Raw genomic sequence first — 24,082 nt, 5'->3', positions numbered from 1 at the left:
TGTTGAAAATTATTTATTGACACAATTAGAGATAGATTGTTATAATTTTATGTTTTTGACTATTTTTCTAACATGTGTTACACTATACATAGTGAGGTGGACCAATATGGCGAAAACTTTGTCTGATATTAAGCAAGCGCTGGATTTGCACCTAGGCCAACGATTAACTTTAAAAGCAAACGGTGGTCGTAGAAAAACAGTAGAACGTTCAGGTGTATTAACAGAAACGTACCCATCTGTTTTTATCGTTGAATTAGATCAAGAGGAAAACTCTTTGGAGCGCGTTTCGTATAGTTACGCAGATGTGTTAACGGAAACAGTGCAACTAAAATTTTTCTAAGAATGACATAGGCAATATAGCAAGTGGTGATGAGCAGTGGACATTGGTTTACTGCTTTTTTATTGGTCTTTTTTTCAAATTATATATGCAATATTTTTTATACATACTATACATATCGTCCTCGCGTTTCTTATGTAAAAGAGCGAGGAGATTCAGGTTGAAATTTCATTTTATACGTAAAGGAGCCATGTGCAATGTCAAGGCGTAGAGGGATTATGTCATCGAAGCTGAAAGAAGAACTGGCTAAAGAACTTGGTTTTTACGATACTGTACAAGCAGAAGGCTGGGGCGCTATTCGGGCAAAAGACGCAGGCAATATGGTGAAGCGAGCTGTAGAGCTTGCACAGCAGCAGCTAAAGCAATAGCATAGTGAAAATCAATGCTTATACGATTATTTAAAGTGAAATGAGGAAAACCGAAGTGTATAACCGCTTCGGTTTTTTTGTCCCAAAATGAAAGATAAAAAAGAGGATTAAACAAAGATGTTTAAATGAACAGCTATATCTTGTTCATTTTATGATAAAATAGCGTTAAACTCGATAAGATGAAGTAGGTGAAGTAAGTTGAAATTAATGGTGAAAGCACCGGCTAAAATAAATTTGTCACTTGATGTGTTACATAAACGTCCAGATGGTTACCATGAAGTTAAGATGATTATGACAACAATTGATTTAGCGGACAGAATTGAACTTTCTGACCGTGAAGATGGACGAATTGTTATTTATTCTCATAATCGCTTTGTTCCAGATGACCAGCGAAATCTCGCTTATCAGGCAGCGCAGATTTTGAAGCGACGTTATAACATTTCAAAAGGTGTAAATATATTAATTGATAAACATATTCCAGTAGCTGCCGGATTAGCTGGAGGCAGCAGTGACGCGGCTGCTACATTACGCGGTTTAAATACGTTATGGGAATTAGGGTTATCATTAGACACACTTGCAGAAATAGGGGCTGAGATTGGCTCTGACGTATCTTTTTGCGTGTACGGAGGGACAGCTCTTGCTACAGGGCGCGGAGAGATTGTAGAGCATATTGAGGCACCTCCAAGCTGCTGGGTGATTTTGGCTAAGCCTGAAATAGGTGTTTCTACAGCAGATGTATATCGAAACTTAAAAATTGAAGAGATGGATCATCCGAAAGTAGATGAGATGGTTCACGCCATACAATCAGGAAATTATGATGAAATGTGTAGCCTTGTCGGAAATGTATTGGAAGCAGTAACGCTGAAAATGCATCCGGAAGTAGCTCTCATTAAAGAACAAATAAAGCGTTTTGGCGCCGATGCTGTGCTCATGAGCGGCAGTGGGCCAACTGTATTCGGACTTGTACAGCATGATTCACGTATGCACCGCATTTATAATGGATTACGTGGCTTTTGTGATAAAGTTTATGCAGTTAGGCTACTAGGTGAACGAATAACGCTTGAATAAATCCGTATGTTAATGTTATATTTACATTACAATATTCGGATTTTCAGGAGGATGTTATGAAGTTTCGACGTAGTGGACGATTAATTGATATGACCAACTATTTCATTCAAAACCCTCAGCGCCTTATCCCTCTTACGTATTTTGCAGATAAATATGATTCAGCAAAATCATCTATTAGTGAAGATATGGCGATTATTAAACAAACTTTTGAACAGCAGGGTATCGGAACTTTGGTTACGCTACCAGGGGCTGCCGGCGGAGTTAAATTCATTCCAAAGATGACGAATGAAGAAGCCGGTCAGCTTGTTCAAGAATTATGTGGGTTGATTGAAAAACCTGAGCGTTTATTGCCAGGTGGATATTTATATTTAACTGATATTTTAGGGAACCCCCGCGTTGTGAATAAAATCGGTCGCTTGTATGCGTCGCTTTTTGCTAACCGCAAAATCGATGTGGTGATGACTGTAGCAACAAAAGGTATTCCTATTGCGTATGCGGTTGCTCAGTATTTAGATGTGCCCGTTGTTATTGTGCGCAGAGACAGTAAAGTAACTGAAGGATCGACCGTTAGTATTAACTACGTATCGGGTTCATCTAAGCGCATTCAAACGATGCTGTTAGCTAAAAGAAGTTTAGCGGTGGGGTCAAATGTACTCATCATTGATGATTTCATGAAAGCTGGCGGTACTGTAAATGGAATGGTTAGCTTGCTTGAAGAGTTCGATGCAACTGTTGCTGGTATTGGAGTTTTAGTAGAATCAGAAGATATTGAAGAACGTTTAGTGGATGAGTATGTGTCCCTTGTACAATTAACAGATGTAAATATCAAAGATAAACAAATTCGTGTACAAGAAGGCAATTACTTAAAATATATTTGATCAAGTAAGGGAGAGGAACATATGTTACAGGTTCAAACAAAAAATGCACCGCAAGCTATTGGTCCATATTCACAGGGAATTGTTGTGAATAACTTGTTTTACAGTTCAGGTCAAATTCCACTTCGTCCAGATGGTACGTTAGTCGAAGGAGATGTTCAAGTACAAGCTACTCAGGTATTTGAAAATCTAAAAGCAGTTCTTGAAGAAGCTGGAGCTTCTCTAAATACAGTTGTAAAGGCAACCGTGTTCATTAAAGATATGAACGACTTCGCAGCGTTAAATGAAGTCTATGGCGACTACTTCGGGGACCATAAGCCGGCACGTTCATGTGTAGAAGTAGCGAGACTACCTAAAGATGTACTTGTTGAAATTGAAGTTATTGCGCTCGTTAAAGGGTAATTAAATTAACAAATTTCTAACAAAAAGCAAGTAACTTCCAATTGTTCACTTTTTTTGCGAAAATTTTCTAAAAATTTTTTCTGAATAGCAGGAAAACACAAAATTCTGTGGAATTAAGTATGTAAAGCTTCGCATAGAAAAAGGTGGTGAACAAGATGGAAGTAACTGACGTAAGATTACGCCGCGTGAACACTGAAGGACGTATGAGAGCGATTGCTTCAATCACATTAGATGGTGAATTTGTTGTTCATGATATTCGTGTGATTGATGGTAATAATGGCTTATTTGTAGCCATGCCAAGTAAACGTACACCGGATGGTGAGTTCCGTGATATTGCACATCCAATCAATTCAAATACTCGCGGAAAGATTCAAGATGCTGTTTTAGCAGAATATCATCGTTTAGGTGAGGTAGAAGTTGAATTCGAAGAAGCGGGTGCTTCGTAAACATATGATACATTAAGAGTCTACTGAAAAGTAGGCTCTTTTCTTTTTGATTACCACTTATATAATTTCACACCTTTGTAAAACTTTAGCATTACCAAAAAATAAAATTCATGACTTATAAATGATTCCTTGAAATGCTGTCATTTTTGATATAATATTCTTAATGGATAAAAAGGTAAAATTGGAGGCCTGTTATGTCAAAAAGATATGCAGTCATATTGGCAGCTGGTCAGGGTACACGTATGAAGTCATCTTTATATAAAGTGTTACACCCTGTGTGTGGCAAACCGATGGTGCAACACGTAATTGATCAGTTATCACGTTTAGATTTAACAAATTTAATTACAGTTGTAGGTCACGGTGCCGAAAAAGTGAAATCACATGTTGGAGATAAAAGCTTATTTGCTTTACAAGAAGAGCAGTTAGGAACAGCTCATGCAGTGATGCAAGCAGAATCTTTACTTGCACATGAAAAAGGTACGACAATTGTTGTATGTGGAGATACTCCGCTTATTACAGCTGAAACAATTGAATCTTTATTAAAGCATCATGAAGCAACAAATGCAATGGCAACTATTTTAACAGCTCATGCAGAAGATCCAACAGGATATGGACGCATCATTCGAAATGAACAAGGGTCTGTTGAAAAGATTGTGGAGCATAAAGATGCCACAGAACAAGAGCGTCTTGTACAGGAAATTAATACTGGTACGTATTGTTTTGATAATGAGAAATTATTTGAGACACTTTCAAAAGTTTCAAATGATAATGTACAGGGAGAGTATTATTTACCTGATGTTATCGAAATTCTAAAAAATGAAGGTCAAATTATTTCTGCATATCAAACATCCGATTTTGCTGAAACATTGGGCGTTAATGATCGATTTGCTCTGTCTCAAGCAGAAGAAACAATGAAGAAGCGCATCAACAAGCATCATATGTTAAATGGAGTGACGATTGTGGATCCTTCTAACACGTACATTTCAGCAGATGCTGTTATTGGCAGAGATACGGTTATTTATCCTGGTACGGTTATTCAAGGAACAGTTGTAATTGGAGAGAATTGTGAAGTAGGCCCTAACAGTGAAATTAAAGACTGCAAAATAGGTAATAATACTTCTATTCGCCATTCTGTTGCTCACGATAGTGAAATTGGTCACGAAGTCACAATTGGCCCATTTGCACATATTCGTCCTCAATCATTAATTGGAGATGAAGTGCGCGTAGGAAACTTTGTAGAAATTAAAAAAGCATCTTTTGGCAAAGGTAGCAAAGCTTCTCATTTAAGTTATATTGGAGACGCAGAGGTCGGAAAAGGTGTAAACTTAGGGTGCGGATCTATTACAGTTAACTACGATGGGAAAAATAAATTTTTAACAAAGATTGAAGATGGGGCATTCGTAGGATGTAACTCAAACTTAATTGCACCTGTAACAATTGGTGAAGGCGCCTATGTTGCAGCTGGTTCAACCGTAACGGATGATGTGCCAGGAAAAGCATTATCAATTGCTCGTGCGAAACAAGTAAATAAAGAAAACTATGCTGAAAAGCTTGATATTAATAAAAAATCCTGACGGAGGTTTCACAATAAAATGTCAAATGTATATGCTGATGAAAATTTAAAGTTATTTACGCTAAATTCAAACAAGGCTTTAGCTGAAGAGATCGCAAAAGTAATTGGTGTGGAATTAGGTAAATGTTCGGTTGATCGTTTCAGTGACGGTGAAATTCAAATTAACATTGAAGAAAGTATCCGTGGTTGTGATGTATTTATCATTCAATCAACAAGTGCTCCAGTTAATGAACACTTAATGGAATTATTAATTATGATTGATGCATTAAAACGTGCATCAGCTAAAACAATTAACATTGTTATGCCTTACTATGGCTATGCTCGTCAGGATCGTAAAGCTCGTGCACGTGAACCAATCACTGCCAAATTAGCAGCAAATATCATTGAAAAAGCGGGAGCTACTCGTATTATCACATTAGATTTACATGCTCCTCAAATTCAAGGTTTCTTCGATATTCCAATTGACCATTTAGTAGGTGTTCCAATTTTAGGTGAATACTTCAAGAGTAAAAATCTTGATGACGTTGTTGTTGTATCTCCGGACCACGGTGGTGTAACGCGTGCTCGCCGTTTAGCGGAACGTCTAAAAGCGCCGATCGCTATCATTGACAAACGTCGTCCTCGTCCAAACGTAGCAGAAGTTATGAACATTGTTGGACAAGTGGAAGGAAAAACAGCAATCTTGATTGATGACATGATTGATACAGCCGGTACAATTACAATTGGTGCAAGTGCATTAATTGAAGCAGGTGCAAAAGAAGTATATGCTTGTTGTACACATCCAGTGCTTTCAGGCCCTGCAATTGAGCGTATTCAAAATTCTACAATCAAAGAGCTAGCTGTAACAAACTCTATTGCTTTAACAGAAGATAAGAAAATTGGTAAAGTAACAGAACTTTCAGTAGCTCCGTTAATCGGTGAAGCGATTATTCGTGTTCACGAAGAGCAATCAGTTAGTACGTTATTTGATTGATAAACAGAACCTCTTTCCAAATGGAAAGAGGTTTTTTTGAAAAAAATTAAATGGGCTAATCCTTTGTTTTAAAGGGATTTGGACAGGATGAACAAAGATATATTACTGTTCGAACTGCGTTTCATGTTTAGCAACCTTCTAAAAAGGGTACATTTTAAGTAGAAAACATACTGGAAGGTGAATAAAATGAGTATTTCAATTCAAGCAAATAAAAGAACGGATTTCAAAAATTCTACAAATAGAAAGATTCGCGACGAAGGAAACTTCCCAGCGGTTGTTTACGGAAATAAAACAGAATCCACACCTATTTACTTAAACAGTGCTGATTTTATTAAGACTATTCGTGAAGCAGGGCGCAATGGAGTGTTGACATTACAAGTGGATAAGCAAAAATATTCCGTAATGTTACATGATATTCAAACTGATCCATTAAAAAACGAAATTGTCCACGCCGATTTCCAAGTGGTCGACATGAAGAAAGAAATTGATACTGAAGTTTCTTTATCTCTAGTAGGAGAAGCAAAAGGAACAAAAGAAGGCGGCGTATTACAGCAGTCTCTATATGAAATTTCATTAAAAGGCTTGCCGCAAGATATCCCATCCTCTATTGATGTAGATGTATCAGATTTAGGAATTAATGATACAATTACAGTAGCGGATATTAAGGTAGATAAAAAGCTGGAAGTTACGCATGATGCAGAAGATACAGTTGCTTCTGTACTACCTCCTCAACAGGAAGAAGAGCCGGACAGCGGCGAAGTTCAGGATGCTGAAGGCGATGTTGAAGCAACAAAAGAAAAAGATAACGAAGAATAATATAAAAAGACGTAACCAAAAGGTTACGTCTTTTTGTGTGAATTGATTATAATAAAAGTGATACTATATAGTAATGTAAAACATTAAAGACATTTACCTATTATGTACAACTTACATAGAGTGGAAAGGAGTATCTATTTTGAAATTAATCGTTGGTTTAGGGAATCCTGGAAAAGAATATGACCGAACTCGTCATAACATAGGATTTATGGCAATTGATAAAATTGCTGAACAGTTTATGATTTCATTAGATAAAACAAAGTTTAACGGAATATATGGAACAGGTATAATAAAAGGAGAAAAAGTCATATTATTAAAGCCTCTAACATATATGAATTTATCAGGAGAAAGTATTCGCCCGTTAATGGACTATTTTGATATAGACGTCGAAGACTTGCTTGTTATTTACGATGACTTAGATTTACCATGCGGAAAAGTAAGATTGCGTACAAAAGGAAGTCCAGGCGGCCATAACGGAATAAAATCAATTATTCAGCATTTAAAAACCCAAGAATTTAACCGAATTCGTATTGGAATTGATCGTCCGCAAAACGGTATGAAAGTAGTTGATTACGTACTAGGGCGCTTTACAGCAGATGAAATGGTTCATATGGAAGAAGCGATGAAAACGTCTGTACACGCGAGTGAAGATTTTTTAGGTAAACCGTTCTTAGAAGTAATGAATCGCTATAATTAAGTAGAATAAAATTTCTCTCAATCGTCCATACTAACACTAAAAGATTTGGGAGGATTTGTATGTCTATTCATTATTTCTGTAGACATTGTGGCGCAAAAGTCGGTATGATAGAAAAGACAGCTCACAATACGGAAGCACTCGGTTTTAATCACCTGACCGCAGATGAACGAAAAGACTTTATTCACTACCATAATAGTGGAGATATCGTGGTTAAAATTATTTGTGAAGACTGTCAAGAAGCGCTAGAACGAAATCCAGACTATCATCAGTACGAAACATTTATACAATAAAAAGCTTTGGTCTCAAACCAAAGCGTTTTTCTGTTTAGTTTAGACATATCATGGGAGGAGGGAATTCCTTTGCGAGGGATTAGACAGCAATTTGAAGAAAATAAAGAAATTGGAGCTGTTGTCAGCAGTTTAGAAGAAGGTTTGAAAGAACAGTTAGTAACGGGAATTTCCGGTTCAGCTCGATCTGTATTAATGGCACTCTTAAATGAGGATAAAAAATACCCCTTATTAGTAGTGACTCATAATTTATATCAAGCTCAAAAAGTGTATGAAGACCTTTTGCATCTTTTACCGGAAAAAGACGTTTTCTTATACCCTGTTAACGATTTAGTTGCTACAGAAGTGGGGATTGCAAGTCCAGAATTAAAGGCTCAGCGAATTGAAGTACTCAATTATTGGAGTCAACATACAGGCGGAGTAGTTGTAACACCGCTTGCAGGAATTCGAAAGCTGCTGCCTCCTAAAGCAAGATGGGAGCAAACACAGCTGCCGTTTCAAATGGGAATTGACATCGATGTTGATCATTATTTAAAAAGGTTAGTTGAGTTGGGCTATGAGCGGGCATCGATGGTTTCAGCTCCGGGTGAGTTTAGTGTGCGCGGAGGAATCATTGACATTTATCCGTTAACAGAAGAGCTACCTGTCCGAATTGAACTATTTGATACGGAGATTGATTCCATTCGTACTTTTACAATCGAGGATCAACGTTCTCAAGAGCAGTTAAAAGAAATTTCAATCGGCCCTGCTACGGAAATCATTGTGAATCAAAATGAAGTAGCCCAAGGAATTGAAGAACTAGAAGCACAGCTGGCTTCGACGCTGCAACAAGTGAAAAACGCAGCACTAAAAGCTACCTTAACAGAAAATATTAAAGGTGAAATCGAACAGCTGCGTCAAGGTCAACTTCTTGAAAATATGTTCAAGTATTTATCATTCTTCTACGAATCGCCTGCTAGTTTACTAGATTATTTACCAGAAGGCGGCCTTGTCATCTTTGATGAGACAACTCGAATTCAAGAAACGTCTGATCAGCTTGAAACAGAGGAAGCTGAATGGATAACCGAATTATTAGGACAGGGGCAAATTGTTCGAGACGTTCAATTATCTCATAAGCTCCCATCTCTTATTCAGCGAGCAAAACATCAGTTTTTATACTTATCGTTATTTTTGAAGCACGTATCGTATACGAGTCCGCAAAATATTATTAATATTTCATGTAAGCAGATGCAGCAGTTTTACGGCCAAATGAACTTATTAAAAAGTGAAATTGAACGTTGGAAAAATGCTAATTATACGGTAGTCCTCTTAGGCGCAGATAAAGAGCGCGTGAAAAAACTTGAAGGTGTGCTGGCAGATTATGATATTGATTCATCTATTTTAGATGGAAATGGTCAGCTTGTGCCAGGTCTTGTTCAAATCATTGAAGGCGATTTACAAATGGGCTTTGAACTGCCAATGCAAAAATTAGCTGTTTTAACCGAGGAAGAATTGTTTAAAAAACGGGTAAAGAAATCAAAGCGTCGTCAAAAGCTTTCCAATGCAGAGCGTATTAAAAGCTATTCAGAGTTAAACGTAGGTGACTATGTCGTACACGTGAACCACGGTATTGGCCGTTACTTAGGAATGGAAACGTTAGAGATTAACGGTAATCATAAAGATTATATCCATATCAAATATGAAGGCTCTGATAAGCTGTACGTTCCTGTTGAACAGATTGATCAAGTACAAAAATATGTAGGCTCTGAAGGGAAAGAGCCAAAAGTATATAAACTTGGCGGAAATGACTGGAAGAAAGTGAAACGAAAAGTTGAGTCTTCTGTTCAAGACATCGCTGATGACTTAATTAAACTGTATGCAGAGCGTGAAGCAAGTAAAGGTTATGCATTTTCTCCGGATGGCGATTTACAGAGAGAATTTGAAACAGCTTTCCCTTATCAAGAAACCGAAGATCAGCTTCGTTCTGTACAAGAAATTAAAAAGGATATGGAACATGAAAGACCAATGGATCGTCTGCTTTGCGGAGACGTTGGATATGGAAAAACGGAAGTAGCCATTCGTGCTGCGTTTAAAGCTGTGACAGATGGAAAACAAGTGGCTATTTTAGTGCCAACCACTATTTTAGCTCAGCAGCATTATGAAACCATCCGTGAGCGTTTTCAAGACTATCCAATCAACATTGGGCTATTGAGCCGCTTTCGCAGCCGTAAACAGCAGCAAGAAACAATTAAAGGGCTAAAAAACGGGACCGTAGATGTAGTGATTGGTACACATCGTTTACTATCTAAAGACGTGATTTATAAAGATTTAGGATTGTTAGTTATCGATGAAGAGCAGCGTTTTGGTGTAACGCACAAGGAAAAAATCAAGCAAATGAAAGCAAACGTTGATGTCCTTACACTTACAGCAACGCCTATTCCACGAACATTACATATGTCTATGTTGGGCGTAAGGGATTTGTCTGTTATTGAAACGCCGCCTGAAAATCGTTTTCCGGTTCAAACATATGTAGTGGAGTATAATCCGGTTCTAGTTCGTGAAGCGATTGAGCGTGAGTTAGCGCGTGATGGCCAAGTTTACTTTTTATATAATCGCGTAGAAGATATTGAACGAAAAGCAGAAGAAATTTCGATGCTCGTGCCTGATGCTAGGGTAACGTATGCCCACGGAAAAATGAATGAAACCGAACTCGAAGCGGTTATTTTAAGCTTTTTAGAAGGCGAATATGACGTGATTGTGAGTACAACCATTATCGAAACGGGAGTAGATATTCCAAATGTAAATACGCTTATTGTCAACAACGCTGATAAGATGGGATTATCACAACTGTACCAATTAAGAGGGCGTGTAGGTCGTTCAAATCGCGTGGCATATGCGTACTTTACGTATCACAAAGACAAAGTACTGACAGAAGTAGCTGAAAAGCGTCTGCAAGCTATTAAAGAATTCACCGAATTAGGTTCTGGTTTTAAAATTGCTATGCGTGATCTTTCAATACGTGGCGCCGGAAACTTACTGGGCGCTCAGCAGCATGGATTTATCGATTCTGTCGGCTTCGATCTCTACTCTCAAATGCTTAAAGAAGCGATAGAGGAAAGACGCGGGTCTGATGGAGAAAATGTGAAATTTAATGTAGAAATGAATCTGGACTTAGACGCGTATATTCCTGATCAGTACATTACAGACGGCCGCTTGAAAATTGAGATGTATAAGCGCTTTAGAGGAATTGAAGCACTAGAAGATATTCAAGAATTGCAGGATGAAATGATTGATCGTTTTGGAGAGTATCCGGCTGAGGTTGAGTATTTGTTTAAAGTAGCGGAAACAAAAGTATATGCAACGCAGAACTTAGTAGAATCTATTCTTCAGTCAAAACAAGAAATTTCTATTCTGCTGTCTGAAGAAGCGAGCTCAACGGTAGACGGCCAAAAATTATTCATGCTAGGTGATCAATTTGGCAGAATGGTCAGCTTAGGTATGGAAGGCAAGAAAGTAAAATTAGTGGTTAATGTAAAAGGACTTGCTCAAAAAGAATGGCTCAATATTGTGTATCAGTTAGTAAAAGGAGTAGCCACTGTTAAAAAAGAACAAGTTACGAATTAAAAAGAAGGCTCATTTTTGAGCCTTCTTTTTATATAGCCGAAATAAAAACCGCCAAATCCCCATGTTTTGGCGGTTTTTTGGACATTTTTTTAATAAAAGCACACTTTTTAACAAAAAAAGAGATGGTTGGTGAATAGAAGTTGTAGAGTGAAGAATACTAACCTCAACAAAGGTGAACCTTTTATCATATAGCCATCAGTGATATTCACCAACTATTTTAATCATCATATGAAAGAGAGGCTTCAATGAATGAAAGCAACAGGTATTGTTCGTCGTATTGATGATTTGGGTCGCGTTGTGATTCCAAAAGAAATTAGAAGAACGCTTCGCATCCGAGAGGGAGATCCGCTAGAGATTTTCGTCGATCGCGATGGAGAAGTTATTTTAAAGAAATATTCGCCAATTAGTGAATTGGGAGACTTTGCAAAAGAGTATGGCGAAGCGCTATACGACAGCTTAGGTCATCCTGTACTTATTTGTGACCGCGATGTATTTATTGCGGTAGCAGGAAGTTCTAAAAAAGAATACTTAAATAAAAACATTAGTTCGTTAGTGGAATCTGTTATGGAAAGCCGCAGTTCTTCTTTAGTAACTGATGGGAAAAACCTTGAATTTGTCGATGGATACGAAGAAAATATTTCTTCTTACACAATCGGTCCGATTATTGCAAATGGAGATCCGATTGGAGCTGTTGTCATTTTCTCAAAAGATAAGTCTCTTGGTGAAGTAGAGCATAAAGCAGCGGAAACAGCAGCTAGCTTCTTATCTCGTCAAATGGAGCAGTAAGCGTAATTATCTTTATTTTACATTATTTACTGAAAAGGTAGCAGTTTCTGCTGCCTTTTTTCATGCTGTCTTACCTTAGAAATAAAGAGAACATGATATAATGGTACGGTATTTTATTTATTGGAAAGTGCAGGATGTTTTATAAGAACAAGGCTCTATTCTAGTGTGGTTAGCGGCTAATAAAAAGAGTTGTTCATATCATTACAAGCTGCAGGTGAAAGGTGTAGGAATGCAGAAACAATCAAAGCTCTATTCTATTTTTAACGGCGCCGTTATTTTAACGCTCGCAGGTTTATTTACGAAAATCTTAAGTGCCACTTATCGTATTCCATATCACCATATCGCGGGAGATATAGGGTTTTATATCTATCAGCAAGTTTATCCGCTATATGGAATTGCGCTACAGCTAGGTACATATGGTTTCCCCGTAATTATTTCAAAGTTAGTAGCTGAGTATGCGGTAACAAATCGGAGAAAGGAAATACGGGGAATACTTCAAGTTTCGTTTGCTTTTTTGTTTGTAGTAGGCTGCACGATATTTGCGTTTGAATATATTTTCGCAGAAACGATTGCCGAGTGGATGGGAGATCGTAAATTAACGGTTCTCATTCAAATTATTTCATTTTCCTTTTTACTTATTCCGTTTATTGCTGTTATTCGTGGTTATTATCAAGGATTACATAATATGTTTCCTACAGCGCTGTCTCAAATTGCAGAACAAGTTGTACGGGTAGGGACTATTTTGTATCTGTCTATTTTCTTGATCCAACATGGTTATGATCTATATACTGCAGGGGCGGGAGCTATTTTTGGTTCTATAACAGGCGGTATCACATCCCTTATTATTTTATTTTTATTTGTTTTTAGAACAAAGACAAATTCTAAGGGAGTATTTCAACGCATAAAAAAAGCAGACATCAAGAGAATATTTAAAATCCTTATTATTCAAGGCTTATTCATTTGTATTAGCGGTATGGGTCTGTTGTTTATCCAGCTTATTGACTCCTTTACTTTATATTCTAGTCTAACGACGCACGGCATGGCTGAAGAAGCAGCACAAATTTCAAAAGGGATTTATGACCGCGGGCTTCCGTTGATTCAATTAGGTACAGTAGTAGGTACAGCCTTTTCGCTTTCGCTTGTACCTGTTATTTCTTCAGCTATTGCGAAAAAAAATCTGTCATTTGTAGTTGAAAAAGTTCAGCTGTCTCTCCGTCTATCGCTTGTAGTCGGAGTTGGAGCAGCTTTTGGCTTGATTGCGCTGATGAAACCCATTAATATGCTTTTATACAGTGACTCCCACGGAACGGACGTTTTACAAATTTTGAGCTTGTTGGTTATATTTACAACAGTAGCAGCAACTGCTGGAGCTGTACTGCAGGGGATGGGAGCTGTTTTCGCGCCTGTAATAGCCGTTATCGCTGGCATGGCAGTCAAACTAATATTGAATCTTTGGCTAATACCAGATTTTCAAACTATAGGAGCAGCCATTGCTTCCTCAGCTGGATTCGCTATCGTTGCAGCAATCAATCTATTTTGTCTATATAAAAAGCTTGCTGTACCTCTTGTTCCGAAAAAGGCAAGTGGAGGTATTTTTATAACGGGCATAGCAATGGTCGTTCTTTTGCAAAGCTATTTATTTTGTTTACATCACTTTGTATGGTCTAATGGTTTAGATACAAGCAAACAAGTGGTTGAAACCGGAGCTGGTGTTTTAATAGGCGGTTTGTTTTATTTGTTTATCATTATGAAACAACATATTTTTACCGAAGAGGAATTACGTTTACTTCCAATGGGAAGTGTTTTAGCTAAATACGTATTAAAAAATAAATAAGAAGGTGAAGCAATGACAGGGAAAGTAACAGTTATTGGTTTAGGAGCAGGCGATTTAGAACAGCTACCTGTAGGCATTTATCGCTTGCTACAGCAGGAAAAGCATATTTATATGCGTACAAAAGAACATCCTGTAATCAAAGAATTAGAAAGTGAAGGCTTGACGTATGTATCCTATGATGACGTATACGAATCGTATGATGCATTTGAAGAGGTGTATGAACATATATCAAATGATTTAATCGATAAAGCTTCAATAGAAGAAGTGGTGTATGCCGTTCCTGGGCACCCTTTAGTGGCAGAACGTACGGTTCAATTACTTTTACAAAAAGGAAAAGAACGAGGCGTTCCTGTTGAAATTAAAGGAGGACAAAGCTTCTTAGACCCAATTTTTGGTGCGCTAAAGATCGATCCTATCGAAGGGTTTCAGCTGCTAGATGGAACAGATTTAAAGCGAAGCGAAATAGAGTTAACCGGTCATGTTCTAATTGCTCAAGTGTACGATCAGTTCGTTGCCTCAGAGGTAAAGCTCACGCTGATGGAACATGTTCCTGATGATTACCTCGTTTACATTGTAACAGCAGCGGGAAGCAGTGAAGAAAAAATCCAGCCGGTCAAGCTGTATGAATTGGATAGAGAAATGTCGCTTAATAACTTAACGACTATTTATGTCCCTCCAGTAGAAGACGAAACAATTTTATACCATCAATTTGACGCATTCAGAAAGATTATTGCCACGCTCAGAGGGCCAAACGGATGTCCTTGGGATCAAAAACAAACGCATGAATCGCTCAAGCGCTATTTGCTAGAAGAGTCTTATGAGTTATTAGATGCAATTGACCGTCAAGATGACGATAATATGATTGAAGAGCTTGGTGATGTATTACTGCAAGTACTGCTTCATGCACAAATCGGTGAAGATGAAGGAATGTTTTCAATTGATGATGTCATTCGCAGTGTTTCAGAGAAAATGGTAAGACGCCATCCGCATGTATTTGGGGAAGAGAGCGTGAATGATGCAGATGAGGTCTTGAAAAATTGGGATGAAATCAAAAAAGAAGAAAAAGGAGAGGAACCTTCTTCTCTGTTAGCTTCTGTACCTGAGGCTATGCCTTCTTTAATGAAAGCGCATGGATACCAAAAGCAAGCTGCAAAAGTTGGTTTCGATTGGTCAGAAGTTGAACCTATGTGGGAAAAAGTACAGGAAGAACTTGCTGAATTCCAAGAGGAAGTGCAGCATGCTGATAAAGAAAAAATGAGCGATGAATTTGGAGATATTTTATTTGCTTTAGTGAATATTGCAAGATTTTATAAAATTGACTCTGAAGCTGCATTAGCTAAAACGAATACAAAATTTTTAAATCGATTTCAATATATTGAAAAAAAAGTGAAAGCTTCTGAAAAACCATTTGAATCTTTTTCGTTAGAAGAGTTAGATGAATTTTGGGAAGAAGCCAAAAAAACAGGTTTGTAAAACAGAAAGGTGAGGGAATTATGAGGTTAGATAAATTTTTAAAAGTATCACGTTTAATTAAGCGTCGTACATTAGCAAAAGAAGTATCAGACAAGGGCCGTATTACCATTAATGGGATCGTTGCAAAAGCAAGCACAAATGTGAAAGTAGGAGATGAATTAGCGATCACATTCGGCACGAAGAAAATTACCGTTAAAATAGAGGCTCTTCAAGAAGCAGCTAAAAAAGAAGAAGCAGCTAATTTGTACTCAATTGTCAAAGAAGAGCGTATTTCATCTGAAGTATAACTGATGAAGGCTTGTTCTAAATCACCTTTCTCATTCATATGTTTTAAACAACAGATAACAAGAGCGAATGCTCTTAATGAATGAGGTGGGGATGAAGATATGAGCCAATTTTACGAAACAAGCAATTCAAACAAAGACCATACTCCAAATCATGATTTAGTGATGAAGGGTCGGCGTCTCTTAGATATCACGGGTGTGAAGCAGGTAGAGAGCTTTGACAATGAGGAATTTTTACTTGAAACAGTGATGGGTTTCTTGTCAGTTAGAGGCCAAAATCTGCAAATGAAAAATTTAGACGTTGATCAAGGAATTGTATCGATAAAAGGAAAAATCTTTGATATAGTTTACTTAGATGAGAACCAATCGGAGAAGGCTAAAGGATTCTTTAGTAAGTTGTTTCGATGAGTTTAAACATTCAGCTCTATACAATGCTTGCGATGGTATCGATGGGAAGCGGTTTAGGTGCTTCTCTCGATACTTATCGTTACTTTGTTAATCGCTCTAAATCACGCCCATGGTTTGTATTTGTGAATGACGTATTGTTTTGGATGGTGCAAGCTCTTCTCATTTTTTATGTGTTATTTTTAGTGAATGAAGGAGAACTGCGTTTGTATGCGTTTCTTGCTTTGTTTTGCGGTTTTGCCGCGTATCAAAGCTTATTTCAATCACTGTATTTAAAAGTATTAACATTTACTGTCTCGAGCGTATTAAGTTTATATCGAGGTGTTTTAACGCTTAGTAATATTTTTTTGGTCAAGCCTATCCGCTTCTTTATTCATATTCTACTTGTAGTCGCTTTAGGAATCTACCGAGCCGTTCATAAGCTGCTCGTATTCTGTCTAAAGCTTATTTACGTACCGACCAGGTGGGTTCTTTTCGTATTTTGGAGAATGATGCCTAAACCTGTAAAACGATTTTTACATATGGGTTTTCGGTATATAGAAGGAATTTACAATCATGCAAAGAATATGATAATGAGAATCGTTGCATGGGTGAACACTTTAAAAAACAAGGGGGACGACTAATTCAATGAGTGCGGTACGAAAAAAAAAGGTCGCGAAGTTAAATACTGATTATAGCCATAAACAAGAGCAAATTAAACAAAATACAGATCGAAAGCGTATCGGTTTAATTAGGCGTTTGACTGTTTTTGGAGTGTTGGCCTTAATCATTGGTGGATTGATGGTATCAGCTTTAATTACGCAAACCTCAGCTATTGAGAACAAAAAAGCTGAGAAGGTGAAATTAGAACAGCAGCTGACAAAATTACAAAGCAAGCAAAAGCAGTTAAAAGGTGAAATCGTCAAGTTAAATGACGATGATTATATTAAAAAAATTGCCCGCAGAGATTATTTTTTATCAGAAGACGGGGAAATTATCTTTAATGTAAAAAAAGACTAAACATATGGTTCGTTGACAGTGTATTTTTGCTTTTTGTATAATATAATAAATTGATTTCTTTTATCATTTAAGGAGGAGCATTTTTTTTATGTCAATCGAAGTAGGCAGCAAGTTACAGGGAAAGGTAACAGGTATTACGAACTTTGGAGCTTTTGTTGAGTTACCAGGAGGTTCAACAGGCTTGGTTCATATCAGTGAAGTAGCTGATAATTACGTAAAGGACATTAACGACCATTTAAAAGTGGGCGACGAAGTTGAAGTCAAAGTAATTAACGTTGAGAAAGATGGTAAAATTGGTCTTTCAATTAAGAAAGCGGTAGACAAACCAGAACGTCCGGAAAGACCGGAGCGTCCTGCAAGAGCGCCACGCTCAGACCGTCCACGTGATTCACGCCCACAACGTAATAACAATCGTGGTGGCGGTAATGATTTCCGTACAAAAGAAACATTCGAACAAAAAATGAATCGTTTCTTAAAAGACAGTGAAGAACGTTTATCTTCCCTAAAACGCCATACCGAATCAAAACGCGGTGGACGCGGTGCAAAACGCGGTTAACTTGCTGCTTATATCAAATAGATAGCGAGTTTTTGGAAAGTACCTTTTATCTAAAAGGTGCTTTTTTATATGTAAAAAAGAGTAGAAAAAAAGCATGTACTGTTGTACATGCTTTTTGATGACCCGTACGGGATTCGAACCCGTGTTACCGCCGTGAAAGGGCGGTGTCTTAACCGCTTGACCAACGGGCCGTTATTCGAGTAGCGGCGGAGGGGATCGAACCCCCGACCTCACGGGTATGAACCGTACGCTCTAGCCAGCTGAGCTACACCGCCATTATACGTTCTCTAAAAGACATTTATAATAATATAAAAAAGCTGGGATATTGTCAATAACTTTTTTGTTATTTTTATAGACTATTATTTGCTTTTAAAAAAGAATGATGAGCATAGGCTTTCTCTGAGGCAAACAGTATCTCTGATATTTTTTAAATTGCCATGTAAGATTGTACATCTTTTTGTATAGTTTTCAATATAATACTAGAAAATAGTCGAACGATTATAGGTATTTTGCTAGTCCGTTTGACAAAATTTCACCTTTCGCCGCGATATAATAATGAATAAGTATAATTAGCGGGTGGTGGGAGAATGCAAAAGACGGAAAGAGATTTTGCAAGTCCAACAACAGAGGCGGTATTTAACCGAACTAGATTAGAAATGTCCCGTGTGTTTACAAAGGCGGGTATGAAAACGGAAAAGGTGTTATTTCAATGGGGATTGTTGCTGCTAGTCGTAGGTTTTTTATTAGGACGAGCGTTAATTTTAATGAAAATCATGCCATTTGCTTTGCCATTCTTTGCAGCTGTAATGGCTATAAAGAAAGAAAAAGCACCGTTAGCAAGTTTAGCCGTATTGGCAGGGGCATTTAGTGTTTCCATTCAAAATGGAGGTACCGTATTTGCTACACTATTTGTTTTCTTACTAATTCATCGATTTAGCGGCATACTGACAATGGATCCGTTAAAAAAGCTGCCGTTCACTGTATTTAGCGCGATGTTACTTACAAAACTAACTATTTTTTATGTGTTTACCAAGGAATTCACCATGTATGATTTTACATTTGTGGCAGTAGAAGCGGGGTTGAGCTTTATCTTAACAATGATTTTCTTACAAAGCGTGCCTTTAATTTCATACCGAAAGCGAAAACAATCATTAAAAACAGAAGAAGTGATCTCTCTTATTATTTTATTGGCATCTGTTATGACGGGGACAATAGGGTGGATGATTTACGGGCTTTCGGCTGAACATATATTATCTCGTTACTTAGTATTAGTTTTTGCGTTTGTATCTGGCCCTACGATAGGAGCTACGGTGGGGGTCGTAACCGGTTTAATTTTAAGCTTCGCCAATGTTTCTAGTTTGTACGAAATGAGTTTACTCGCTTTTTCCGGCTTGCTTGGAGGACTTTTAAAAGACGGTAAAAAGCTAGGGGCAGCTCTTGGGCTGGTTGTTGGTTCATTGCTAATTGGCCTATATGCTCAGGCAGATCAAGGGTTGACGACTAATTTGTATGAATCACTGACGGCCGTTGTTCTATTTTTATTAACCCCATCTTTTGTTTTGAAAAACTTAAGTAAATTAGTACCAGGGACATCTGAAAATATGCTTGAACAACAGCAGTACGTACGTAAGATCCGAGATGTAACAGCGAATCGTGTAGAGCAGTTCTCAAATGTTTTTCAAGCACTTTCCAAAAGCTTTACGCAAAATGGGTTTTATGATGAAAAGCCAAGCGCAGATAAAGAAGTTGATTATTTCTTAAGCAGCGTTACCGAAAGGACGTGCCAATTTTGTTTTAAAAAAGAACAATGTTGGGCACAGCAGTTTGATACAACCTATGAATATATGAAGGAAATTATGCTTGAAGTTGATAATGGTACTCTTGAACAAAACCCAAGACTAATTCGAGAAATGGACAAACATTGTGTGAAATCGAAAAAAGTCATCGATGTGATTGAGCATGAACTTACGTATTTTAAAGCCAATCAGCACTTAAAAGCCCAAATTCAAGAAAGTAGAAGGATTGTAGCAGAACAGCTTCACGGTGTTTCTGAAGTCATGGGGAATTTTGCAAAAGAAATTAAGCGAGAGCGCGAAAATTTAAATGTACAAGAAGAACAGATTTTAGAAGCTCTTCGTAACTTTGGGATGGAAATCAATCAAATTGAAATTTATAGCTTAGAACCTGGAAATGTAGATATTGAAATGTGGGTGCCATATTGTCACGGAAGAGGAGAATGCGAGAAGATTATTGCGCCAATGCTTACAGATATTTTAGGTGAAAGTATTGTAGTAAAGAACGAAGAATGTGCTAAATACCCTCAAGGCTATTGCCACGTTTCGTTTGGGTGTACAAAAGCGTACGTTGTTGATACAGGCGTAGCACATGCTGCTAAGGGCGGAGGGTTTGTATCCGGTGACAGCTACTCCATGATTGAGCTAAATGCCGGTAAGTATGCACTAGCTATTAGCGATGGTATGGGGAATGGAGAGCGTGCCCACTATGAAAGCAGCGAAACGCTTCAGCTGTTAAAACAAATTTTACAAACAGGAATAGAAGAGACAATTGCAATTAAATCGATTAATTCTATTTTATCGCTGCGTACAAACGATGAGATCTTTTCTACGTTAGATTTAGCGATGATCGACTTACAAGATGCCAATGTAAACTTCTTGAAAATCGGTTCTACGCCAAGCTTCATCAAACGTGGAGATAAGGTTATTAAAATACAGGCAAGCAATTTGCCAATGGGCATTATTGAAGAATTTGAAGTGGATGTTGTGAATGAACAAATGAAGGCGGAAGACTTATTAATTATGATGAGTGACGGCGTATTTGAAGGACCAAAACACGTTGAGAACTACGAAATGTGGATGAAGCGAAAAATTGGAGAGCTTCAAACAAACGATCCACAAGAAATCGCAGACTTAATTATGGAAGAAGTTATTCGAACAAAATCAGGTTTAATTGAAGATGATATGACGGTAGTTGTGGCAAAACTTCAGCACAATACTCCGAAATGGTCATCGATTCCTTCTTACGCTTATCGTAAAAAAGCACAATAGTTAGATAGAAGTATATTTTATCTCCTCCTCGTCTATCATGTTAATACTGATAATGAGGAGGGGATTTTTTTATGAAAAAAGGTACATTGAAACAGATGTTGGTCATTACGGACGGTGGTTCGAATACAGGTGAAGATCCGGTAGCAATGGCAGCACTAGCTAAAGAACAAGGAATTAGTGTAAACGTTATCGGTGTGATGGAAGAGGACACAATTGATGAGCAAAGCACGAATGAAATAGAAGGCATTGCTATGTCAGGCGGTGGCGTGAGTCAAATTGTTTACGTAAAACAGCTGTCTCAAACTGTTCAAATGGTTACAAGGCAGGCAATGACGCAAACACTTCAAGGCGTTGTAAATAAAGAACTTCAGCAAATTCTAGGTTCATCTAATTCAAGATTAGAAGAGTTATCTCCTGAGAAGCGAGGAGAAATCATGGAAGTTGTTGATGAACTTGGGGAAACGGTTGACTTAGAGATTCTTATTTTAGTTGACATGAGCGGAAGTATGAAAAATAAGCTTCCTACTGTAAAGGAGTCGCTGTTAGATTTATCGTTAAGCTTGAATGCTCGCATGGGGCATAATCAATTTTCAATCTTTTTATTTCCTGGGAAAAAGAAAGATGTAGAGAAGCTAATGGACTGGAATCCAAGATTAGAGTCGCTTTCAACGATTTTTCCGAAACTAACAGCAGGAGGTATTACGCCTACTGGACCGGCTATCAAAGAGGCTACTCATTATTTCACCAAAAAGCGCTCATTGAGAGGGTTGTTAAAAAATAATGAACAATACATTGAAGAATCAGGTATGTAACCTATCTCCGGGAACAGAAATTCAAGGAAAATGGCATCACGTCCATTATAAAATTCTTGAGAAATTAGGCGTGGGGGCAACTGGAGTTGTCTATTTAGTTCAATTAGTAAACGGAACGCTAGCGGCGTTAAAAATAAGCTTTTCCAACATGTCCGTTACAGCAGAAGTGAATGTATTAAAAAAGCTCTCTCAAGTCAAAGACAAAGTACTAGGACCGCGCTTACTTGATGTAGATGATTGGAGCTATGGTTCTCACGCTCTTTCTTTTTATGTAATGGAGTATGTGAAAGGGCAGCCTCTCCTTTCCTTTATCTCCACAAGAGGGACGGAATGGCTACAAGTATTTGCAAGTCAGCTCTTAACAGACTTAGAAAACCTTCATGAAGAAGGGTGGGTATTTGGTGATTTAAAACCAGAAAACCTGGTCGTAACATCTAACCCCGTAAAAGTTCGATGGATTGACGTCGGAGGAACAACTCTGCAAGGGCGGTCAATAAAAGAGTTTACCGACTTTTATGATCGAGCGCACTGGGGGCTTGGCTCCCGAAAAGCAGAACCAACCTATGATTTGTTTGCTGTATCTATGGTTTTGATTCACGCAGCTTATGGAAAGCGAATTAATAAAACGGACAAACCGGCTGAACAATTAAAACAATTTATATTAACAACAAAGCAGTTGGAACCTTTCGGGGACGTTTTGTATCAAGCGGTTACGGGAAAGTATAAGTCAGCTAAAGAAATGAAAACAGAGGTGTTATCGGTCGAAAAAAGAAGAGGGGCAAAAAGTAAAGGAACAAAGCCTCAAAACGTTCGTCAACCGTCTGCCCCTCGTGTTAAAGTAAAGAAGAAGCGTTCTCACGTGTTAGAGACGCTACTACTTTGTACGTCTGTAATGTTGATTTATATTTTGTATCTATTTATTCAAGTGCTATAAAGTTTGGAGAAATTGTGAAACTTTCCTTATAGTCATTCGTATAAAGTAAATTAATGATACATTATTGCGTGTACATTATAAGGATGAGTCATTCCTATGGAAAAGCAAGTGAACAATTTTATGACAAAACATCAGTTATTATCCGCAGGCTCTACGGTGGTTGTAGGTATCTCTGGTGGTCCTGATTCTTTAGCACTGCTGCATTTCTTATGGAGTCTGAAAGAGCAAAAATCTCTCACGATTATTGCTGCTCATGTTGATCATATGTTCCGGGGCAACGAGTCACAGCAGGATATGGAATATGTGCAGAACTACTGCAAACAATTGAATATTAAATGTGAGGCGAAGCAGATTGATGTTACTGCCTATCAGAAGGAAAGAAAGTTATCTTCTCAAGTAGCAGCCAGAGAATGCCGCTATACATTTTTTACTCATGTTATGAAGAAGCACAAAGCAAATCTTCTTGCATTAGGACATCACGGAGATGATCAGATTGAAACGATGTTAATGCGAATGGTTCGAGGCAGTACGATGAATGGATACGCAGGGATGCGTCCCAAGCGGCCATATGGGGATGGATTTATTATTAGGCCGTTCCTAGCCGTAACGAAAGAAGAAATCAATCGCTACTGTAAGCTACATGGGCTTACCCCTCGGGTTGACCCGAGTAATGAGAAAGATTCGTACACGAGAAATCGGTTTCGTCATTACGTTTTGCCATTTTTAAAGCAAGAAAACGCCGCTGTACATGAAAAATTTCAACAATTTAGCGAGAACTTGCATGAAGATCAAGCATACTTAGAGGAATTAACGACCGATGTGATGAATAAAGTAATGAGAAAGAAATTGCAAAATGAAATTCTCATTGATAGAGATTGTTTTCTAAGGATACGCAAGCCTTTACAAAGGCGTGGTATTCAACTAATATTAAACTATCTCTATAAAGAAATTCCTCCAACCCTTTCCTCAGCGCATGTTGACATGTTAGTAGGATTTTGTGAAAGTGAAAAACCGTCTGGTACGCTTGATTTTCCAAATGGTTTGCGCATTATCCGATCTTACAACGACTGTCTTTTCACCTTTAATGAGGGGAACATCGAGCCATATGAATTTATTGTTCCGATTCCAGGGGTCGTCGAGCTTCCAAATGGTCACCAGCTTATTTGTGAAATACATAATAAAGTCGAAGATATAAAAGGAAATGATGTTTTTCTTTTAGATGAAGCTCACGATTTACAATCATTAAAGGTAAGGACACGAAAAAATGGCGATAAAATGCGAGTAAAGGGCATGAAGGGACATAAAAAAGTAAAGGATATTTTTATCGATGAAAAAATCCCTTTACAATTCAGAGATCATTGGCCGGTAGTGGAAGATAGCCAAGGAACTATTTTGTGGCTACCTGGTTTGAAAAAATCTGCTTATGAACTGCATACACATAAGTCCAGATATGTTATTTTATACTATAAGTAGCGAAAACTTCTAGGAG

Annotated in this window: 24 protein-coding genes and 2 tRNA genes; 24 read left to right on the top strand and 2 right to left on the bottom strand. The window is 37.8% G+C overall.

The annotated features are described in order from the left end of the window. The first annotated feature begins 106 nt into the window (after window positions 1–106). The 20 genes from veg to AC1D0Y_RS26165 all read left to right on the top strand — a co-directional run bounded on the left by veg (window position 107) and on the right by AC1D0Y_RS26165 (window position 17,782). Complete coding sequence (veg, locus tag AC1D0Y_RS26260) at window positions 107–340, top strand: biofilm formation stimulator Veg (RefSeq protein ID WP_013054859.1); 234 nt, start codon at window positions 107–109, stop codon at window positions 338–340. A 194-nt stretch (window positions 341–534) separates the two neighbouring features. After that, window positions 535–705: a small, acid-soluble spore protein, alpha/beta type gene (locus AC1D0Y_RS26255; RefSeq protein WP_013054860.1), complete on the top strand. Its 171-nt coding sequence runs from the start codon at window positions 535–537 to the stop codon at window positions 703–705. 198 nt (window positions 706–903) lie between these two features. After that, on the top strand, window positions 904–1,773 hold the full coding sequence (gene ispE / locus AC1D0Y_RS26250) for a 4-(cytidine 5'-diphospho)-2-C-methyl-D-erythritol kinase (protein ID WP_025753156.1): 870 nt from the start codon (window positions 904–906) through the stop codon (window positions 1,771–1,773). A 56-nt stretch (window positions 1,774–1,829) separates the two neighbouring features. Continuing rightward, complete coding sequence (purR, locus tag AC1D0Y_RS26245; protein ID WP_013054862.1) at window positions 1,830–2,651, top strand: pur operon repressor; 822 nt, start codon at window positions 1,830–1,832, stop codon at window positions 2,649–2,651. Window positions 2,652–2,672: 21 nt separating this feature from the next. Then, window positions 2,673–3,050, top strand: coding sequence for a RidA family protein (locus AC1D0Y_RS26240; protein WP_013054863.1), 378 nt, complete (start codon window positions 2,673–2,675; stop codon window positions 3,048–3,050). 155 nt (window positions 3,051–3,205) lie between these two features. Continuing rightward, complete coding sequence (gene spoVG / locus AC1D0Y_RS26235) at window positions 3,206–3,496, top strand: septation regulator SpoVG (RefSeq protein WP_013054864.1); 291 nt, start codon at window positions 3,206–3,208, stop codon at window positions 3,494–3,496. A 194-nt stretch (window positions 3,497–3,690) separates the two neighbouring features. Beyond that, window positions 3,691–5,070: a bifunctional UDP-N-acetylglucosamine diphosphorylase/glucosamine-1-phosphate N-acetyltransferase GlmU gene (gene glmU, locus AC1D0Y_RS26230; protein WP_028410351.1), complete on the top strand. Its 1,380-nt coding sequence runs from the start codon at window positions 3,691–3,693 to the stop codon at window positions 5,068–5,070. Window positions 5,071–5,088: 18 nt separating this feature from the next. Beyond that, on the top strand, window positions 5,089–6,042 hold the full coding sequence (locus AC1D0Y_RS26225; protein ID WP_014462059.1) for a ribose-phosphate diphosphokinase: 954 nt from the start codon (window positions 5,089–5,091) through the stop codon (window positions 6,040–6,042). Window positions 6,043–6,228: 186 nt separating this feature from the next. Continuing rightward, window positions 6,229–6,858 (top strand): 50S ribosomal protein L25/general stress protein Ctc, encoded by a 630-nt coding sequence (locus tag AC1D0Y_RS26220; protein ID WP_060744942.1) that lies wholly within the window; start codon window positions 6,229–6,231, stop codon window positions 6,856–6,858. A gap of 139 nt (window positions 6,859–6,997) precedes the next feature. Continuing rightward, window positions 6,998–7,555 carry an aminoacyl-tRNA hydrolase gene (gene pth, locus AC1D0Y_RS26215; RefSeq protein ID WP_028410349.1) on the top strand — a complete coding sequence of 186 codons (558 nt, stop codon included), beginning with the start codon at window positions 6,998–7,000 and terminating at the stop codon, window positions 7,553–7,555. 59 nt (window positions 7,556–7,614) lie between these two features. Then, a complete protein-coding gene (locus tag AC1D0Y_RS26210) occupies window positions 7,615–7,845 on the top strand; it encodes an anti-sigma-F factor Fin family protein (protein ID WP_013054869.1) in 231 nt (76 codons plus the stop codon). Window positions 7,846–7,914: 69 nt separating this feature from the next. Beyond that, entirely contained in the window at window positions 7,915–11,445 is a 3,531-nt protein-coding gene (mfd, locus tag AC1D0Y_RS26205; RefSeq protein WP_043979015.1) for a transcription-repair coupling factor, read from the top strand. 249 nt (window positions 11,446–11,694) lie between these two features. Beyond that, window positions 11,695–12,231, top strand: a complete 537-nt coding sequence (spoVT, locus tag AC1D0Y_RS26200; protein WP_013054872.1) for a stage V sporulation protein T — start codon at window positions 11,695–11,697, stop codon at window positions 12,229–12,231. 229 nt (window positions 12,232–12,460) lie between these two features. Next, a complete protein-coding gene (locus AC1D0Y_RS26195; RefSeq protein ID WP_028410347.1) occupies window positions 12,461–14,065 on the top strand; it encodes a putative polysaccharide biosynthesis protein in 1,605 nt (534 codons plus the stop codon). Between the two features lie 12 nt (window positions 14,066–14,077). Then, the gene (gene yabN / locus AC1D0Y_RS26190) at window positions 14,078–15,538 is read left to right on the top strand and encodes a bifunctional methyltransferase/pyrophosphohydrolase YabN (protein WP_477708126.1); all 1,461 of its coding nucleotides are present in this window, start codon (window positions 14,078–14,080) and stop codon (window positions 15,536–15,538) included. A gap of 20 nt (window positions 15,539–15,558) precedes the next feature. Continuing rightward, entirely contained in the window at window positions 15,559–15,825 is a 267-nt protein-coding gene (locus AC1D0Y_RS26185) for an RNA-binding S4 domain-containing protein (protein WP_013054875.1), read from the top strand. A 99-nt stretch (window positions 15,826–15,924) separates the two neighbouring features. Continuing rightward, window positions 15,925–16,230, top strand: a complete 306-nt coding sequence (gene yabP / locus AC1D0Y_RS26180) for a sporulation protein YabP (RefSeq protein WP_013054876.1) — start codon at window positions 15,925–15,927, stop codon at window positions 16,228–16,230. Then, window positions 16,227–16,850 carry a spore cortex biosynthesis protein YabQ gene (gene yabQ, locus AC1D0Y_RS26175; RefSeq protein ID WP_028410345.1) on the top strand — a complete coding sequence of 208 codons (624 nt, stop codon included), beginning with the start codon at window positions 16,227–16,229 and terminating at the stop codon, window positions 16,848–16,850. The genes yabP and yabQ overlap by 4 nt, the downstream gene beginning before the upstream one ends. Before the next feature lie 4 nt (window positions 16,851–16,854). Then, entirely contained in the window at window positions 16,855–17,226 is a 372-nt protein-coding gene (locus tag AC1D0Y_RS26170) for an FtsB family cell division protein (RefSeq protein WP_013054878.1), read from the top strand. A gap of 88 nt (window positions 17,227–17,314) precedes the next feature. Further along, on the top strand, window positions 17,315–17,782 hold the full coding sequence (locus AC1D0Y_RS26165) for a S1 domain-containing RNA-binding protein (RefSeq protein WP_013054879.1): 468 nt from the start codon (window positions 17,315–17,317) through the stop codon (window positions 17,780–17,782). Window positions 17,783–17,901: 119 nt separating this feature from the next. Here the strand turns inward: AC1D0Y_RS26165 and AC1D0Y_RS26160 are convergent. Beyond that, window positions 17,902–17,973 (bottom strand) — tRNA-Glu (locus AC1D0Y_RS26160). Between the two features lie 10 nt (window positions 17,974–17,983). After that, a tRNA-Met gene (locus AC1D0Y_RS26155) sits at window positions 17,984–18,057 on the bottom strand. A 312-nt stretch (window positions 18,058–18,369) separates the two neighbouring features. Here AC1D0Y_RS26155 and spoIIE point away from each other — a divergent pair. From spoIIE to tilS, 4 genes are all read left to right on the top strand, one after another. After that, on the top strand, window positions 18,370–20,847 hold the full coding sequence (gene spoIIE, locus AC1D0Y_RS26150; protein WP_013054880.1) for a stage II sporulation protein E: 2,478 nt from the start codon (window positions 18,370–18,372) through the stop codon (window positions 20,845–20,847). A 71-nt stretch (window positions 20,848–20,918) separates the two neighbouring features. Then, on the top strand, window positions 20,919–21,659 hold the full coding sequence (locus AC1D0Y_RS26145; protein ID WP_013054881.1) for a VWA domain-containing protein: 741 nt from the start codon (window positions 20,919–20,921) through the stop codon (window positions 21,657–21,659). Continuing rightward, window positions 21,628–22,593, top strand: a complete 966-nt coding sequence (locus AC1D0Y_RS26140; RefSeq protein WP_034654932.1) for a protein kinase domain-containing protein — start codon at window positions 21,628–21,630, stop codon at window positions 22,591–22,593. Before AC1D0Y_RS26145 ends, AC1D0Y_RS26140 begins: the two co-directional genes overlap by 32 nt. A gap of 96 nt (window positions 22,594–22,689) precedes the next feature. Further along, window positions 22,690–24,066 (top strand): tRNA lysidine(34) synthetase TilS, encoded by a 1,377-nt coding sequence (gene tilS / locus AC1D0Y_RS26135; RefSeq protein ID WP_477708125.1) that lies wholly within the window; start codon window positions 22,690–22,692, stop codon window positions 24,064–24,066. Window positions 24,067–24,082: the final 16 nt, after the last annotated feature.

Source organism: Priestia sp. P1_B12_1, from assembly GCF_056406695.1.
Note: the sequence above shows the minus strand (reverse complement) of the source record. Positions and strands in the feature narration are given on the sequence as shown.

Bases quoted from the DNA above. Each gene is read 5' to 3' on its own strand.
- veg (WP_013054859.1), top strand. From the start codon at position 107: ATGGCGAAAACTTTGTCTGATATTAAGCAAGCGCTGGATTTGCACCTA.
- AC1D0Y_RS26255 (WP_013054860.1), top strand. From the start codon at position 535: ATGTCAAGGCGTAGAGGGATTATGTCATCGAAGCTGAAAGAAGAACTG.
- purR (WP_013054862.1), top strand. From the start codon at position 1,830: ATGAAGTTTCGACGTAGTGGACGATTAATTGATATGACCAACTATTTC.
- AC1D0Y_RS26240 (WP_013054863.1), top strand. From the start codon at position 2,673: ATGTTACAGGTTCAAACAAAAAATGCACCGCAAGCTATTGGTCCATAT.
- spoVG (WP_013054864.1), top strand. From the start codon at position 3,206: ATGGAAGTAACTGACGTAAGATTACGCCGCGTGAACACTGAAGGACGT.
- glmU (WP_028410351.1), top strand. From the start codon at position 3,691: ATGTCAAAAAGATATGCAGTCATATTGGCAGCTGGTCAGGGTACACGT.
- AC1D0Y_RS26225 (WP_014462059.1), top strand. From the start codon at position 5,089: ATGTCAAATGTATATGCTGATGAAAATTTAAAGTTATTTACGCTAAAT.
- AC1D0Y_RS26220 (WP_060744942.1), top strand. From the start codon at position 6,229: ATGAGTATTTCAATTCAAGCAAATAAAAGAACGGATTTCAAAAATTCT.
- AC1D0Y_RS26210 (WP_013054869.1), top strand. From the start codon at position 7,615: ATGTCTATTCATTATTTCTGTAGACATTGTGGCGCAAAAGTCGGTATG.
- spoVT (WP_013054872.1), top strand. From the start codon at position 11,695: ATGAAAGCAACAGGTATTGTTCGTCGTATTGATGATTTGGGTCGCGTT.
- AC1D0Y_RS26195 (WP_028410347.1), top strand. From the start codon at position 12,461: ATGCAGAAACAATCAAAGCTCTATTCTATTTTTAACGGCGCCGTTATT.
- yabN (WP_477708126.1), top strand. From the start codon at position 14,078: ATGACAGGGAAAGTAACAGTTATTGGTTTAGGAGCAGGCGATTTAGAA.
- AC1D0Y_RS26185 (WP_013054875.1), top strand. From the start codon at position 15,559: ATGAGGTTAGATAAATTTTTAAAAGTATCACGTTTAATTAAGCGTCGT.
- yabP (WP_013054876.1), top strand. From the start codon at position 15,925: ATGAGCCAATTTTACGAAACAAGCAATTCAAACAAAGACCATACTCCA.
- yabQ (WP_028410345.1), top strand. From the start codon at position 16,227: ATGAGTTTAAACATTCAGCTCTATACAATGCTTGCGATGGTATCGATG.
- AC1D0Y_RS26170 (WP_013054878.1), top strand. From the start codon at position 16,855: ATGAGTGCGGTACGAAAAAAAAAGGTCGCGAAGTTAAATACTGATTAT.
- AC1D0Y_RS26165 (WP_013054879.1), top strand. From the start codon at position 17,315: ATGTCAATCGAAGTAGGCAGCAAGTTACAGGGAAAGGTAACAGGTATT.
- spoIIE (WP_013054880.1), top strand. From the start codon at position 18,370: ATGCAAAAGACGGAAAGAGATTTTGCAAGTCCAACAACAGAGGCGGTA.
- AC1D0Y_RS26145 (WP_013054881.1), top strand. From the start codon at position 20,919: ATGAAAAAAGGTACATTGAAACAGATGTTGGTCATTACGGACGGTGGT.
- AC1D0Y_RS26140 (WP_034654932.1), top strand. From the start codon at position 21,628: ATGAACAATACATTGAAGAATCAGGTATGTAACCTATCTCCGGGAACA.
- tilS (WP_477708125.1), top strand. From the start codon at position 22,690: ATGGAAAAGCAAGTGAACAATTTTATGACAAAACATCAGTTATTATCC.